We start from the raw sequence: 13155 nt of genomic DNA, 5'->3' as shown, positions 1-13155 counted from the left end.
TCAGACGCGTGCAGGCACTCCCGCCAAGCCGTCGTCGTCATCGTCGTGCCCGCTGCGTGCCCCTGGCCCGTGATCGTGCCCGCTGAGCCAGGAGTCCGCCGCTTCGGCCACCTGATCATCACGACCGGCGACCGGTCGGGCGTAGTGCCGGGTCGTGACGCTCGCGTTCGAGTGACCGAGCCGGTGGGCGGCGGTCATCACGCCGTACCGGTCGGCAACCCACGTCCCGTGCGAAGCGCGGAGATCATGCGGAGTGACGTCGGTCACCCCGGCCGCCGACACGGCAGGGTCGAAGTACGCCTTTCGCCACTGGTTGTAGCGCAACGGTTTGCCGCCAGGGGTAGTGAACAGGAGCGCGTCACCCCCGCCGGGCAGAGTCTCCAGGTGCCGGCCGATCCGCTTCGCGAGGGACGGGCCGATCTTGAGAAGCCGCTTCTGATGCGACTTCGGGGTGTCGAAGACCAAGGCGCCGTTGGCCTCAGCCAGGTTCTCGTCGACCAGGACGAAGCCGTCGGACACGTCGATGTCCGCGCGCCGGAGGGCGAAGGCCTCACCGACCCGCAGGCCCGCGTACGCGAGAAGGGCGATCAGCAGATCATGCGGCTTGGCCGCGCTCCGGACGATCCGCGAGGCTTCCAGCGGGGTGAGGATGTGTGGCTCGGTCTGAGGCATCCGAGGCAGCTTCACGCCTCGGCACGGCGTCTGCGGGATCATGTCGTTGTCCACGGCTGACCGCATGATCTGCGACAGCACCCGGTACGCCTGCCTGATCCGTGATGCGCTGAGGCCCTTGGTCTTCATCCCGCCGACCCACTCGGCGATCGTGATCGGCCGGAGGCTGGACAGCTCACGATCGCCGAGCGCCGGATTGATCAGTGAGGTGATCAGGGACCGGTACGAGGCTTGTGTCTTGTGCTTGAGCTGCGGGGAGACGGCGGCGAGCCACCGGGCCGCCCAGTCGCGGACGGTGGTCTGTCCCTCGGCCGGGTCGAGCCAGCGCCCCTCTTCGATCTCGACGCGCTTCCGCATGAGCCACCGGTCGGCGTCCGTCGACGTGGCGAACGTCCGATCGGCGGGACGCAGTACGCCGTCAGGGCCCGGATACCGCGCCTGGAACCGGCCGGACGGCAGCTTGCGGACACGGCCGAAGTTCCGGCGGGACTGGCGCTTGCCCGCCATCAGGCAGCCCTCCTGAACGCCGAGGGCCGCAGGACGACCGGCTCCACCGTGTGGGCACTCACATACGCGTCCACCGCGCTCTCCGGGATGCGGACGTGTCGGCCGACCTTCACGAAGGTGATCCGACGTTCCTCGACGAGGCGACGCGGGAAGCGCACGCCAGTTCCGAGACGCTCGGCGACCTGATGCACGGTGAGCAGCCTGTCCATGGTCACCACTCCCCCTCCAACTCAAGGCCCGACATGTCGGCGAGCGCTTCGCGTGCTGTCTCTCGGTTCAGTTGGATGTCCCGACGAATGTTGGCGGCAAGCCAGGTTTCGCCAGGTGTGTGGCCGTGACCGGCGTAGGTCCAGTGCGCGAGGGTGAGCGTGGTCGCCTCCGGGTCGTCGTCGGGATCGGGCAGGCCCAGGGCTTCGCGGTGCTGGGCTGCGCGGTAGTCGGCGCGGACCTGGCGGAGGGCGCCGAGGGTGGTGGAGTAGCGGCGGGACTTGGTGGAGAAGTGGCCGCGGAAGCCGAGCATGTGGGCCCAGTCCCGGAGCTTGCGGTCCGGGTAGAGCGGGTGCAGGTCGAGGCAAGCCTCGATGAGTCGGCGGGGGTGGTCGGGCACGGCGAGCAGGACGAGGGCTTCTTTGTTGCCGATGCGGCGGTCGACGGTGCCGGTGGTCTCGGCCGCCTTGGTGGCGTATTTGGCCACGTAGGAGGCCACGGCCTGTTCGGTGATCTCCTCACCGTGGGCGAAGGCGCCGATCGGCTGGACGTCGAGCTGTGTGCCCCAGCGCAGAGTGCGTGCGGGCTGGTCTCCCGCGAGCGGTACGTCGACCTGGACGCGGGCAGCAGCGGCGCGGATCGCGTCGGCGAGCAGGTCGAGCGTGGCCCAGGCCGGGGGCGGGGTGTCTGGCCCCTCGGGTCCGTCGAAACGGATCACGGCGTGGAAGTGGACGGCTCCGCGCTTCTGGTATTCGGCGACCTTGCCGAAGGAGACGCGGGACTGTTCGCGGGCGTCCTTCTGGGTGAGGCCGGCGCGACGGGCGATCTCGCGGCGCAGGTAGATCGTGAAGTAGCGCCACAGCTCGGAGGCGTGGTTGTTCCACAGCACGGCGCCCGCGTAGTCGTACGTCGCCGGATCGAGCGGGGTACCCAGCTCCGCGGCGTCCTCAGGGTGGCGGGTGCCGCAGCGGCAGGGCCGGTTGCCGGGGCGGTTGTGCACGGGGCCGAACGAGGGGGCGGTGAGGGTGGCGAAGACGCGGGGGTGATCCCGGACGGCGTGCGGGGTGCCCTTGTCAGGGTCTCCGGTCAGTCCGGCGCGGATCAGATGGTAGGTGTCGCCCGCGTAGGTCCAGGCGCAAGCGGGGCAGCGGGATGCGCGACGGTTGCCGCAGGCCACGCGGAGCATGCCGCCTGGTTCATGGTCGGTGGTGTAGGCGTGCAGGACCGTGCCGGTGGCCGGGTCGATGGTCTTGGTTGCGCCCATGAGTCGGATCGGGTCGGAGCAGCCGCCGGTACGGCGGATCTGTTCTTGCCAGCGGTCGAAGTCGCCGGACCCGGCGACCCTCAGCACGTCGGCGAGGGTGGCCGGGTCCAGGCCCGCCATGGTGGCGGCGTCGCTCACGCGATCACCCGCACACGCGCCGGGCGGACGGCGCCTGAGCCCTGGCAGGCCGCGCAGACGACACGGATGGTGACGCGGGAGCCATCACGGTGGCGGGCTCCAGTGGCCACGGCAGCACTGGCGAAGCCGTCGCAGTCGCGGCAGATGGGCGTGTTCGAGACGCGCTGGGGCATGATTGGGCTCCCTTTCGGGTCCGCTGGATCAGGAAGGTGGGAAGGCGCCCGGAGCGGCGGAAGTTTGGCGACGGAGGCCGCTCCGGGGGCCGATTAGTGTTTGTGCAGGTCCTTGACGAGCAGGCGGAGGACGACCGCGACGACGGTGACGGACACGCCGGTGACGGCCACGGCCAGCAGCAGGGAGACCAGGACAGCGCCGACGACCAGGACCACGGCACCACCACCGGCGGCGAGGGCAAGCGCGCTACCAGGGGTGAGCTGGACGGTAGGCCGGGCGATGGCAGGGCTCTCCTGCAGGGCAGGGGCTGGGGCCGCTGTGGCGGACGGCTCCGGGGTGGTCAGCGCGGTCGGGGCCACATCCGGGCGCGGGTACTTCGGGGTGAACACGGGGCAGGTCTCCTCTCGCGATCAGGGAGTGCAGCGGCGAGTTCGGCGGCCGAGCGGTCACGGTGTTCGGTGGAGAAACCGCACTCCGGGGCGGTGCAGGCTGCGGTGTGCCGGGTCTGGCCCCGGCCGTTGTGGTACGAGCCGACGCGGACGGGCCCTATGCGGATCACGTCGTAGAAGCGGTTCGGGCGAGCCATGCGTGGACCTCCTTGCCCGTCAGGCGAGTTGGGCGACGATCGCTCCGGCGAGGTCTTCCGGAATGCCGAGGCGGGCGCGCAGGGTGGCTGTGTCGATCTCCGCGCCGGTCCGGGTTCGGTGGTCGTCTGCGACCTTGCGGGCGTGGTCGACCAGTGCCGGAGGTACCGGCGTGGCCGGGGCGGCTTGAGGCAGAGCAGGAGCGTGCTCCGCAGTGGTGACGGGGGCGGGCTCGACTTCCGGCGCGGGATCTGTGGGTACGGGCGCCGGCGGGACCAGCGCCTGGTCCCCGGCGTGGCCGTGCGTGTGGGCGAGCAGGGTGCCGCCGAGGAACGCCAGGGCGGGCCATCCGGCGACGAGGATGCGGAGCCAGGCAGGGACATGGCCCAGGTCGAGGAGCCCAGCTGTGGCGATGTTGGCTCCGAGCGAAGCGACCAGGGCCACGAGGAACCAGCACCAGGCCAGCCGGGACGGTCCATCTGTGCGGAGCCGCCGCCACACCGCGACCAAGAGCAGGTCGACACTGACGGGGTAGGCCCAGGCTTTCCAGCCTGTCTGTCCAGCTGCTGCGGCCAAGTCGTGCAGGTGGGCGAAGGACAACGCGCCAGCAATCACGGCCTGAACCAGCACGGCATCCAGGCGGATCGAGCGAGTCATGCCCTCACCTCCCTCTCCATGACTGGGCGCGCCTTGATCAGCGGCGACACCGGTTCCGGCACCGGAACGGGGCGGACGGTCGGCCGGAACGGGGCCAGGAACGACAGTTCCGGGGTGAGGTGGGCGAACTGGCGGCACACGGCCACGACGTCATCCGTGGAGGCTTCGGGGGTGCGGATGCGGGACCAGCCGCCGGAGGTGTCACCGGCCACCGCCACGCCGGGGCGGTCCGGGGCGATCGTGGTCGCGGCCATCACGGCATCCGGCGCGATGTCGCCCAAGCCCATCTCGGCCGTTTGCTTGTCGTTGACGCGGTGCACCACGCGCCCGGTGAGCTGAGCGCGCAACGCGGTTGCTCCCCTGCCCAGGTCTGAGCCGAAGCGCTGTCCGCAGACCTCCAGGAAGATGCCGACCGCGCGGGCCATCTGGCCCAAGCGGACCATCTGCATGACCGAGCGGTCCCGGCGCTCCTCCTCCTTCTTCGAGGTGACCAGGAACAGCTCTGCCACCTCGTCGACCAGGACGACCAGGGGCACCGGCCGCACCGCGTCCGGGAGTTCCCACACATCCGACGCCCCGTGCTCGGCGAGCAGGTCGAAGCGGTCTTCCATCTCGCCCACCAGCACATCCAGCAGACTGGAGGCGTCGTCCGGGGTGGTGACCAGGGCGGACAGGCGGGGCGCGTAGCGGGACTGTTCCACGCCGCGTTTGCAGTCGATGCCGACCAGGCCAACCGGCAGCTGGGCCAGCCCCTTGATCAGGTTGCGCTGATACATGGACTTGCCGGACTGGTTCGCCCCGAGGGTGAGCGCGTGGGGCACCTTCCGGTAGTCCCGCTCGAACACCGAGCCGTCCTCGCGCAGGGCCACCGGCACCACAAGGTCTCGGGACTGCACCGAGCGCGGTAGACGCACCCGCTTGAGCACGTCATAGCCCGTCATGCGGAGTTCGACGTAGCCCGGCTTGGTCTCTGCGACGGTCACCGACCGCACGCCCCATGCGTGGCGCAGGCGCTCGGAGGAGGCGGCGACATCTGCGGGTTCCAGTCCGGCCGGCAGTCGGAGCGAGACCTTGAGGCCGGTGGAGGTCAGGCGGATCCGGCGGACCTTCGGCGGCACCGGGCGGACCTCGCGGCGGGTGACGTTGCGGGTCATGAAGGCGCGGAAGCCGGACGGCTGCACCGTCAGCCCGCACACGTCCATCGTGGAGCGGTAGGTCCAGGTGAATCGGCCCCAGGTGACCGGGAGGCCGACCAGCGACCAGTACACGCGCGGGGCGCGTACCTTCGCGTAGCCGAGTCCACCAGCTCCCGATAAGGCTCCCGTGGCCTCCAGCCACATGGTCAGGTCGGTCATGGTCAGGCCCCCGCGGTGAGCGCGACCGCGCGGAACGAGATCCCGTGCCGCTTCTGGCCGTTGAACTCGTTCTCCCAGTCCCGGGCCTTCAGGCCGACCACGCGCACCGGCATTCCCGGCGCCAGGCTCTCGGGGAGACCCGTCTCCGGGATCGTCACCTGGTAGAGGTTCCCCTCCCCCTCGTCCGAGACCAGCAGGCCCACCGTCGACAGGCTCGCACCGGTCTCCCGGTCCACGGCCCGCTCACCGGTCTTCTGGCTCACCAGCTTCGGCACGGGCTGAGTCGCGACGAACACCACAGCAGTCGAAAGGTCGATCTTGAACGACGGCATGAGCACATCCCTCGTACCGAGGAGGTCGCCCGGTGCGACCTCTCTAGACATCTCCATTGGAGCGCAGATCTCTAGAGACGTCAAGCGTGATGTCTAGAGATGTTCGAAGGGTCAGATTGGGGCTACACGCATCGGGCAGGTGGCGCACGTATGGCCTAGGCTGTCTAGAGAAGAGAGGAGGGCTCCGGAATGGCCAACACCGACGACGACCGTCGGCCGAAGTACCAGAAGATCGCGGACTCTCTGCGCGAGGCGATCGAGTCGGGTGAGTACGGTCCGGGTGATCGGCTTCCGGGGGAAAACGAGCTGATGGCCACGCATGGCGTGGCGCGCATGACAGCCCGCCAGGCCTTGAGCGTGCTCAAGGACGAAGGAGTCGCGGAGGCCCGCAAGGGTGCGGGCGTGTTCGTACGAGCCTTCCGTCCCCTGAGGCGCAAAGGCATCCAGCGGCTTGCGCAGGAACAGTGGGGAAGCGGCCGGTCCATCTGGTCTGCCGACACTGAGAACCGCACGCTGGTGGTCGATCAAGTGACGGTGTCGGAAGAAGCGGCACCAGAACGCATTGGCCAGGTTCTGGATCTGGGGGAAGAAGAGACCGTCTGCGTGCGGCGCCGACGGTTCGTCTTGGACGGGAAGCCCGTTCTTCTCGCGACGAGCTACCTTCCCACTTCGGTGGTCGCAGGCTCGGCGATCACCCAGGAAGACACCGGACCAGGCGGAACATACGCCCGCCTTGCCGAACTCGGTTACAAGCCGGTGCACTTCCGCGAAGAGATCCGCTCACGCATGCCCACGAAGCACGAAGCGGCACAGTTGAGCATGTCCGCGGGCACGCCTGTCATCCTCATCTGCCGCACCGCCTTCGCGGACGAGGGCCGCCCCGTCGAGATCAACGAGATGACGCTCGACGCCGCCTCGTACATCCTGGAGTACGACTTCGACGCGTAGCCCAGCGCCAGCTGTTACAGGTTTCTCTACCTCATCAAGCCCCGGCTGCGCTCCGCTCCGCCGGGCGCGCTTCCCGGCTCCGCTGCGGGCGACGCTCCTGCCTCCGGCCCGCTCCGCCCGCGCTGCGCCGACGCGCGCCCACATGTGGATAGGGCCCGGAGGCCATGAGTCGATCACCGCATAGAGCGGCGACGGTCAGAACGTGCCTCCGGCGGGGGCGCTCAGGCTCCGAGATGGAGGGGGCGCCGTTCGCGAGTGCCGGCCGAGTGGTGGCGTGCGCGGGGAGCTCCCATCCCGTCCACCGTCGACCCAGGCAAAGCCGAGCAGACGTGGTCCCTGGCGTCAAGGTCGTTCGTACAGTGGCGCGCTCCACCTTGACGCCAGGGACCACGCCCGCTCCACGGTGTGTGGGTCGACGGCAGACGGGATGGGAGCTGGGGTGAGTGGTGTGCTGAGGTGAAGAGATGCCAGAATCCCGGCCGTTGGTCCGATTTGTTGATACATCAGCGTGTTGTCGCTGAACGTGCTAAGTGATCCAGTCTGTGCGGTTCAAGCTCGCATCGGATGTAGGAGTCATCCGACCGCTTGAAACTAGGAGCACACATGAGTCCTGAGCACGGGACCCCAACGCCGTCTGGACCGACGGCCCGAGGCAGACGCAAGAAGGTTGGCGGGCTCGCCTCCGTCGCGCTGCTGGTGACGCTCGGACTGGTCACCCCTGCTGCGGCCATCGCACACACCGTGACCACCCATGGGGGCGTCGCGTCCGCCGACGGCGGCAAGTGCAAGAAGGACGGTAAGGGCAAGGACAAGTGCAAGAAGCCCAAGCCGAAGCCGACGCCGACCCCTCCGCCCACGGGCTGCAACGACATCGACTCGGCAGTTCAAGGGATGACCAAGTACGTCTCGGTCGTTTGTAGCGGGCAGGTGCGCGTCCTGTCCGTCAACGAGGCTGGTCCGAATCCGCCGACCCCTGTTGCCGGTCCAGGCAATATCTTCTGGCAGTCGGTGGGAGGCCCGACCAACGTCTTCGACGCCACCCTGGCGGTGTTTGACGCCAAGCTCCTGGTCACCGAGCTGACTTCAACGGGAGAGGTGTGGCAGGGCATTTGCACCTCAACGCTGCCGCTGACGGTGCCGTGCACCTTCACGCAGATGCCCACCCCGCCGAACACGTAACGAAACTGCTCGCGGCGACCCCGTGGCCTGTCGGAAGCGAGCCGGGGTCGCACTCGACCGCGGCGACATCGGCTGGCTGGGCCGCACCGTACCCTGGCGTGCCCCAGCCGTGCCCGATCGTGCGGGAAGCCGCGGGGAATCACGGTGGCGAGCGGGCGCCGCACAGCACAACGGCCCCTGACCGTATTACCTGGTCAGGGGCCGTTTCCGCTGGCGGTGGGTGTGGGATTTGAACCCACGGTGACTCGCGCCACGACGGTTTTCAAGACCGTTCCCTTAGGCCGCTCGGGCAACCCACCCCTGCACCGCCCACCTGGGGCGGAGCGGATACAGCGTACCGGCCGGACGGGGTTCGCGGGGGCCCTGGTCCACCACAGGTCCCGATCTTGGAGCCGGACCCCGCGGCCGGGCCTGCCGACGCCGGACCGGGCTTCCCATCGGGCTCCCCTGAGATCCCTCAGGGTCTTCACCCATTTCCTCGGCCGGACATTGCCGGTCCCCCGAGCCCGCCAGCACACTGAACCCATGCCAGGCGACATCTCCGGAGCAGATGACTCCTCCTCCCGCACCCCCGTGTCCCAGCAGCGGGTGTCTCATCGAGACCGGGACCAGGCCGTGGAGATCCTCCGGGTCGCGGCAGGGGACGGCCGGCTGACCGCCGCCGAGCTGGACGAGCGCGTCGAGGCCGCACTGGTGGCACGCACCGCCTCCGACCTCGCGGTGCTGGTCGCCGATCTGCCGCTCGAAGGGATGCCGCCGCAGGCCCGCGAGGTGATCCGGATCGACCAGAGCTTCGGAGAGGGCAAGCGCACCGGTCGCTGGCTGGTGCCGCGCCGGATGGAGATCCGGCTGAAGTTCAGTGAGCTGAAGCTCGACTTCACCGAGGCCGTGATCACCCACGACACCCTGTACATCGAGGTGGACCTGCGCATCGGCGGACATCTGACGCTGATCACCGGACCGGGGATCGTGGTCGACGCCGACGACGTCAGCTACAGCCGCGGCGACATCAAGGTCCTCCCGGCCATGGCCCCGGACACCCCGGTGCGGCTGCGTGTGGTGCTGACCGGCAGGTCGACCGGCGGCGACATCGTGGCCCGGCCGCCGCGGCGCGCGCCCTGGCAGTTGCTCCGCCGCAGACCTCAGGCGGGCGACGACCGCTGAACGGCTGACTTCCCGGTACACGGAAGGGGCACCGCTCGGTGAGCGACGCCCCTTCCGATCCGTAGGTCTGTCTTCTGACCAGTGCGTCTGTGACGTGCGGGGCGGTGGGGGCGGACCCGCGGGAGCGCTGTCGCGCCACCGCGGCTTTCCGGACCGTCCCCTTGGGCCGAACGGGTGACCCGTCCCGCCCGCCCCGCGGCCCGCCGGCTCAGCCGTCGCCGGCGCGGGAGCCCAGGGTCACGTCGGCGGTGTGGGTCTTCCCGGCGCGCACGTAGGTGATCGTGACCTTGTCCCCGGGCTTGTGGGTCCAGATCTCGCCGATCAGGGTCGGGCCGCTGTCGATCACTGTGTCGTCGAGCTTGGTGATCACGTCACCGGGCTTCAGGCCCGCCTTGTCCGCCGGGCCGCCCGACTCGACCGGGGAGGCACCGGCCGCGCCCTGGTCGGTGATCTTCGCCCCGCCGCTGCTGTCCTCCAGCGAGACGGAGGCGCCGATCTTGGCGTAGACCGGCTTGCCCGTCTTGATCAGCTGCTGGGCGACGTACTTGGCCTGGTTGATCGGGATCGCGAAGCCCAGGCCGATCGAACCGGACTGGCCGCTGCTGCCGAGGCCGCTGCTGCCCGTGGACTGGATCGCAGAGTTGATGCCGATGACCGCGCCCCGTGCGTCCAGCAGGGGGCCGCCGGAGTTGCCCGGGTTGATGGAGGCGTCCGTCTGCAGGGCGCTCATGTAGGACGCCTTGCTGGAGGAGCTGCCGTCGCTGGAGGCCACCGGGCGGTGCTTGGCGCTGATGATGCCCGTGGTCACCGTGTTCGAGAGACCGAAGGGGGCGCCGATCGCGATCGTCGCGTCACCGACCGCCACCTTGTCGGAGTCGCCGAGCGCGAGCGGCTTGAGGTCCGACGGGGGGTTCTTGAGCTTGATCACGGCGACGTCGTAGCCCTGGGCGTGCCCGATGATCTCGGCGTCGTACTTCTTGCCGTTCGGGAAGGTCGCCGTGAGCTTGCCGCCGTCGACCGCGTCCGCGACCACGTGGTTGTTGGTGACGATGTGGCCCTGGGCGTCGAAGACGAAGCCCGTGCCGGTGCCGCCCTGGCCATTGGTGCTCTCGGCCTCGATGGTGACCGTGCTCGGCAGGGCCGCGGCGGCCACGGCCGCGACGGAGCCGTTGTCGTGCCTGACGTCGCCGCCGCTGGTGGCGGCGGACACGGTCGTCGAGCCGGTGGAGTCGTCGTTCTTGGCGAGCTGGTAGCCGATGCCGCCGCCCACGCCGCCCGCGACCAGCGCGGCCACGAGGGTCGCGGCGACCAGGCCGCCGCGGCCCTTCTTAGGCTTCGGAGCCGGCTCCTGGTACGAGGCGCCCCAGGCGCCGCCCGCACCACCACTGCCACCCGCGTAGGTGGGGACCACCGGCGGAGGCGGCGGCCAGTCCGCCCCGGCCGCCGAGGGGGAGCCGGGTTGCCCCGGAGGCACCGGCGGGAACTGTGTGGTCGGCGCGGCCTCGGAGGGGGCGGCGTACGGCGCGCCTGACGGCCGGGCGGGGTACGGCGCGCCCTCCGGGAACGGAGTGCTCCCCGCGTCCGGACCGGGCGTGCCCGCGACCGGACCGGGCGTGCCCGCGACCGGACCGGGCGTGCCCGCGACCGGACCGGGCGTGCCCGCGACCGGACCGGACGGCGCATGCCCCTCAGGAGTTGCGCCCGGCGCGGAAGCGGGAGCGTCCACCGGCACGGGAGGTGCAGACGGGGCCGGGGGTACCGCAGTGCCCTCGTTCTCGGTGCTCACAGCTCTTCTCCTCGTTCCACGGCTGTTCCAATGGGTCGCACTCGGCCGGCTTCGCTCACCCTGCGAGGCGCCGGGCGCGTATCAGCTGTGCAAGTCTTTTGTACGTCGTCAAGCTTTTCCCACGGGACGTCAGGGCACCATAAGCGGCTGCTGTGGGTCCGCGTCCTCTCTTTATATCGGACCTGTCCGAACAAAAATCTGCATCCCCGACACCTCGCCGATACCGTCACGTCGCCTTCCGATACCGCGCCTTCCCCTTGACGGTGGCACCATGACGCGGTGACCCACGCACGACAGCACCTGGTCCAGGTCGTCGCCCACCGCGGAGCCTCCGAGGAGGCCCCCGAGCACACCCTGGCCGCGTACAAGATGGCGATCGAGGGCGGTGCCGACGCCCTCGAGTGCGACGTCCGGCTGACCGCGGACGGACACCTCGTCTGCGTCCACGACCGACGCGTCAACCGTACGTCCAACGGCCGCGGCGCGGTGTCCGCCCTGGAGCTGGCCGACCTCACCGCCCTGGATTTCGGCTCCTGGAAGAGAAGCGACGAGGAGCCCGACTGGGAGCACCGCCCGCAGGACCCCGAGGACACCTCCGTCCTCACCCTGGAGCGCCTGCTCGAACTCGTCGCCGACGCCGGGCGCCCCATCGACCTGGCGATCGAGACCAAGCACCCGACGCGCTGGGCGGGGCAGGTCGAGGAGCGGCTGCTGCAGCTGCTGAAGCGATTCGGCTTGGACGCCCCCGCGTCCCCGGCCGAGTCCTCGGTGCGCGTCATGAGCTTCTCGGCGCGCTCACTGCACCGGGTACGGACCGCCTCCCCGAACCTGCCGACGGTCTATCTGCTGCAGTTCCTCTCGCCCCGGCTGCGGGACGGTCGGCTGCCCGCGGGTGTCCGGATCGCGGGCCCCTCGATGCGGATCGTGCGCAGCCACCCCGCGTACATCCAGCGGCTGAAGCAGGTCGGCCACCAGGTGCATGTGTGGACCGTGAACGAGCCCGAGGACGTCGACCTCTGTGTCGAGCTGGGCGTGGACGCCATCATCACCAACCGCCCACGCGCGGTGCTGCGCCAGCTGGGCCGCTGACCGGCTCCGCCGCCCAAAACCGGAAGTCCGCGTCGTCCCGGAAGTCCGCGCCGCCCCCGGGCGATCCCGTTCACATCGCCGGACGGGCCCCCGCACCTGCCGCCGTGGCGATTCCCGTCACAGCACGGTGGCGATCCCCGTCACATCGCCGGGCGATCCCGCTCACAGAGCGGCACGATTCGACCTCCCATAAGGGATGGAATCCGGCCACGCGATGACAGGGTGTGCACCGGCGCGTTCGCTGTGTGTTCGGCCGTTAGCAATGCGTCAGCGCGGGAACGCGGTCCGGTTTCCCGGCCATTGCCATGGGGCATTCACACCGTGGCGTGGGGCGAAGGAGGTCTCGGGGGTGGCGTTGGTGGTGGCACAGGAGGTGCCCACGTCGTCGAGCATGGCCGTACCCCATGGTCCTGCGGGCGTGGGGGAAGCAAGACATCGGATGCGCGATCAACTGCGAACCGGTGGCGTGGCGGAATCGGTCATCGACGATGCCGTACTGATCCTTTCGGAACTGCTCAGCAATGCGTGTCGCCATGGCAGACCACTGGGCGACAGGCTCCACGGGGACGGGGACGTACGCGCCGCATGGCGCGTCGACGTCTCCGGGCGGCTCACGGTCGAGGTGACGGACGGTGGAGGCCCCACTCGTCCGGTCCCCGCGACCCCCTCGGTCACCGCGCACGGCGGCCGCGGGCTGAACATCATCACGGCGTTGGCCAAGGACTGGGGCGTCCGGGACGGCGTCCGCGGCGAGGTCACGGTCTGGGTCGTCGTCCAGAACGACGTCGGAGCGTCGCACCGACGCGACGATTTCGCTACGCGCGTCACGGCCCCCTCCGTCTCGGAGCTGCCCGACCTGGACTTCGCGGACGCGTTCGAAGATCTGGACTGACTGCGAGCCGCACCGAGCCGGACCCGGCTGAAGCGACCGGACTGGGACGGTACCGCGTCCCGGGGCGTGCGCGAAGGCTCCAGGCAAGGATCGGGACAGCCTGAACGCCGCTCCCACGGACACTTTCCGACCTGGAACGGAGCACCGCTTCGAGGACGCCTCGGTGCGTTGTCCACAGGATCCCGTCGGGCGTCGTACGAACGGCTA

The 13155-nt window shown here is 69.8% G+C and carries 14 protein-coding genes, 1 tRNA gene and 1 pseudogene; 5 read left to right on the top strand and 11 right to left on the bottom strand.

What is annotated here, in order from left to right:
* From ACFY2Z_RS13355 to ACFY2Z_RS13315, 9 genes and pseudogenes are all read right to left on the bottom strand, one after another.
* Positions 1–1179 (bottom strand): tyrosine-type recombinase/integrase, encoded by a 1179-nt coding sequence (locus tag ACFY2Z_RS13355; RefSeq protein ID WP_390744291.1) that lies wholly within the window; start codon positions 1177–1179, stop codon positions 1–3.
* Positions 1179–1388 (bottom strand): helix-turn-helix domain-containing protein, encoded by a 210-nt coding sequence (locus ACFY2Z_RS13350; protein WP_390744290.1) that lies wholly within the window; start codon positions 1386–1388, stop codon positions 1179–1181. Before ACFY2Z_RS13350 ends, ACFY2Z_RS13355 begins: the two co-directional genes overlap by 1 nt.
* Before the next feature lie 2 nt (positions 1389–1390).
* Positions 1391–2788, bottom strand: coding sequence for a replication initiator protein RepSA (repSA, locus tag ACFY2Z_RS13345; protein WP_390744289.1), 1398 nt, complete (start codon positions 2786–2788; stop codon positions 1391–1393).
* Positions 2785–2961 carry a hypothetical protein gene (locus ACFY2Z_RS13340; protein ID WP_390744288.1) on the bottom strand — a complete coding sequence of 59 codons (177 nt, stop codon included), beginning with the start codon at positions 2959–2961 and terminating at the stop codon, positions 2785–2787. Before ACFY2Z_RS13340 ends, repSA begins: the two co-directional genes overlap by 4 nt.
* A 93-nt stretch (positions 2962–3054) precedes the next feature.
* On the bottom strand, positions 3055–3351 hold the full coding sequence (locus tag ACFY2Z_RS13335; RefSeq protein ID WP_390744287.1) for a SpdD protein: 297 nt from the start codon (positions 3349–3351) through the stop codon (positions 3055–3057).
* A 32-nt stretch (positions 3352–3383) separates the two neighbouring features.
* Positions 3384–3548, bottom strand: a pseudogene (locus ACFY2Z_RS13330) (mobile element transfer protein); the annotation flags it as partial.
* A gap of 19 nt (positions 3549–3567) precedes the next feature.
* Positions 3568–4203 (bottom strand): DUF2637 domain-containing protein, encoded by a 636-nt coding sequence (locus tag ACFY2Z_RS13325; RefSeq protein ID WP_390744286.1) that lies wholly within the window; start codon positions 4201–4203, stop codon positions 3568–3570.
* The gene (locus tag ACFY2Z_RS13320; protein WP_390744285.1) at positions 4200–5558 is read right to left on the bottom strand and encodes an FtsK/SpoIIIE domain-containing protein; all 1359 of its coding nucleotides are present in this window, start codon (positions 5556–5558) and stop codon (positions 4200–4202) included. The genes ACFY2Z_RS13325 and ACFY2Z_RS13320 overlap by 4 nt, the downstream gene beginning before the upstream one ends.
* Before the next feature lie 2 nt (positions 5559–5560).
* Positions 5561–5890, bottom strand: coding sequence for a hypothetical protein (locus ACFY2Z_RS13315; RefSeq protein ID WP_390744345.1), 330 nt, complete (start codon positions 5888–5890; stop codon positions 5561–5563).
* 189 nt (positions 5891–6079) lie between these two features.
* Between ACFY2Z_RS13315 and ACFY2Z_RS13310 the strand changes: the two genes are divergently transcribed.
* Both ACFY2Z_RS13310 and ACFY2Z_RS13305 read left to right on the top strand, forming a co-directional pair.
* Positions 6080–6838, top strand: coding sequence for a GntR family transcriptional regulator (locus ACFY2Z_RS13310; RefSeq protein WP_390744284.1), 759 nt, complete (start codon positions 6080–6082; stop codon positions 6836–6838).
* Between the two features lie 603 nt (positions 6839–7441).
* Positions 7442–8017 (top strand): hypothetical protein, encoded by a 576-nt coding sequence (locus ACFY2Z_RS13305; protein WP_390744283.1) that lies wholly within the window; start codon positions 7442–7444, stop codon positions 8015–8017.
* A 211-nt stretch (positions 8018–8228) separates the two neighbouring features.
* Here ACFY2Z_RS13305 and ACFY2Z_RS13300 read toward each other — a convergent pair.
* Positions 8229–8316, bottom strand: a tRNA-Ser gene (locus tag ACFY2Z_RS13300).
* 226 nt (positions 8317–8542) lie between these two features.
* Between ACFY2Z_RS13300 and ACFY2Z_RS13295 the strand changes: the two genes are divergently transcribed.
* Positions 8543–9181 (top strand): DUF1707 domain-containing protein, encoded by a 639-nt coding sequence (locus tag ACFY2Z_RS13295; RefSeq protein ID WP_390744282.1) that lies wholly within the window; start codon positions 8543–8545, stop codon positions 9179–9181.
* A 208-nt stretch (positions 9182–9389) separates the two neighbouring features.
* On the opposite strand, the gene ACFY2Z_RS13290 is transcribed toward ACFY2Z_RS13295, so the two are convergent.
* Positions 9390–10967: a trypsin-like peptidase domain-containing protein gene (locus tag ACFY2Z_RS13290; protein WP_390744281.1), complete on the bottom strand. Its 1578-nt coding sequence runs from the start codon at positions 10965–10967 to the stop codon at positions 9390–9392.
* A gap of 279 nt (positions 10968–11246) precedes the next feature.
* Here ACFY2Z_RS13290 and ACFY2Z_RS13285 point away from each other — a divergent pair, with 279 nt between their 5' ends.
* Together ACFY2Z_RS13285 and ACFY2Z_RS13280 are read left to right on the top strand one after the other, a co-directional pair.
* The gene (locus ACFY2Z_RS13285; RefSeq protein WP_390744280.1) at positions 11247–12056 is read left to right on the top strand and encodes a glycerophosphodiester phosphodiesterase; all 810 of its coding nucleotides are present in this window, start codon (positions 11247–11249) and stop codon (positions 12054–12056) included.
* A gap of 262 nt (positions 12057–12318) precedes the next feature.
* Entirely contained in the window at positions 12319–12948 is a 630-nt protein-coding gene (locus tag ACFY2Z_RS13280; RefSeq protein WP_390744279.1) for an ATP-binding protein, read from the top strand.
* Positions 12949–13155: the final 207 nt, after the last annotated feature.

It is taken from the genome of Streptomyces sp. NPDC001222 (genome assembly GCF_042896945.1).
Lineage (GTDB): Bacteria > Actinomycetota > Actinomycetes > Streptomycetales > Streptomycetaceae > Streptomyces > Streptomyces gibsoniae.
This window is presented reverse-complemented; position numbering and strand designations above follow the sequence as displayed.

Excerpts from the sequence above, each read along its gene's own strand:
- ACFY2Z_RS13340 (WP_390744288.1), bottom strand. The coding sequence starts at position 2,961 with ATGCCCCAGCGCGTCTCGAACACGCCCATCTGCCGCGACTGCGACGGC.
- ACFY2Z_RS13305 (WP_390744283.1), top strand. The coding sequence starts at position 7,442 with ATGAGTCCTGAGCACGGGACCCCAACGCCGTCTGGACCGACGGCCCGA.
- ACFY2Z_RS13325 (WP_390744286.1), bottom strand. The coding sequence starts at position 4,203 with ATGACTCGCTCGATCCGCCTGGATGCCGTGCTGGTTCAGGCCGTGATT.
- ACFY2Z_RS13320 (WP_390744285.1), bottom strand. The coding sequence starts at position 5,558 with ATGACCGACCTGACCATGTGGCTGGAGGCCACGGGAGCCTTATCGGGA.
- ACFY2Z_RS13315 (WP_390744345.1), bottom strand. The coding sequence starts at position 5,890 with ATGCCGTCGTTCAAGATCGACCTTTCGACTGCTGTGGTGTTCGTCGCG.
- ACFY2Z_RS13355 (WP_390744291.1), bottom strand. The coding sequence starts at position 1,179 with ATGGCGGGCAAGCGCCAGTCCCGCCGGAACTTCGGCCGTGTCCGCAAG.
- ACFY2Z_RS13310 (WP_390744284.1), top strand. The coding sequence starts at position 6,080 with ATGGCCAACACCGACGACGACCGTCGGCCGAAGTACCAGAAGATCGCG.
- ACFY2Z_RS13295 (WP_390744282.1), top strand. The coding sequence starts at position 8,543 with ATGCCAGGCGACATCTCCGGAGCAGATGACTCCTCCTCCCGCACCCCC.
- ACFY2Z_RS13280 (WP_390744279.1), top strand. The coding sequence starts at position 12,319 with ATGCGTCAGCGCGGGAACGCGGTCCGGTTTCCCGGCCATTGCCATGGG.
- ACFY2Z_RS13350 (WP_390744290.1), bottom strand. The coding sequence starts at position 1,388 with ATGGACAGGCTGCTCACCGTGCATCAGGTCGCCGAGCGTCTCGGAACT.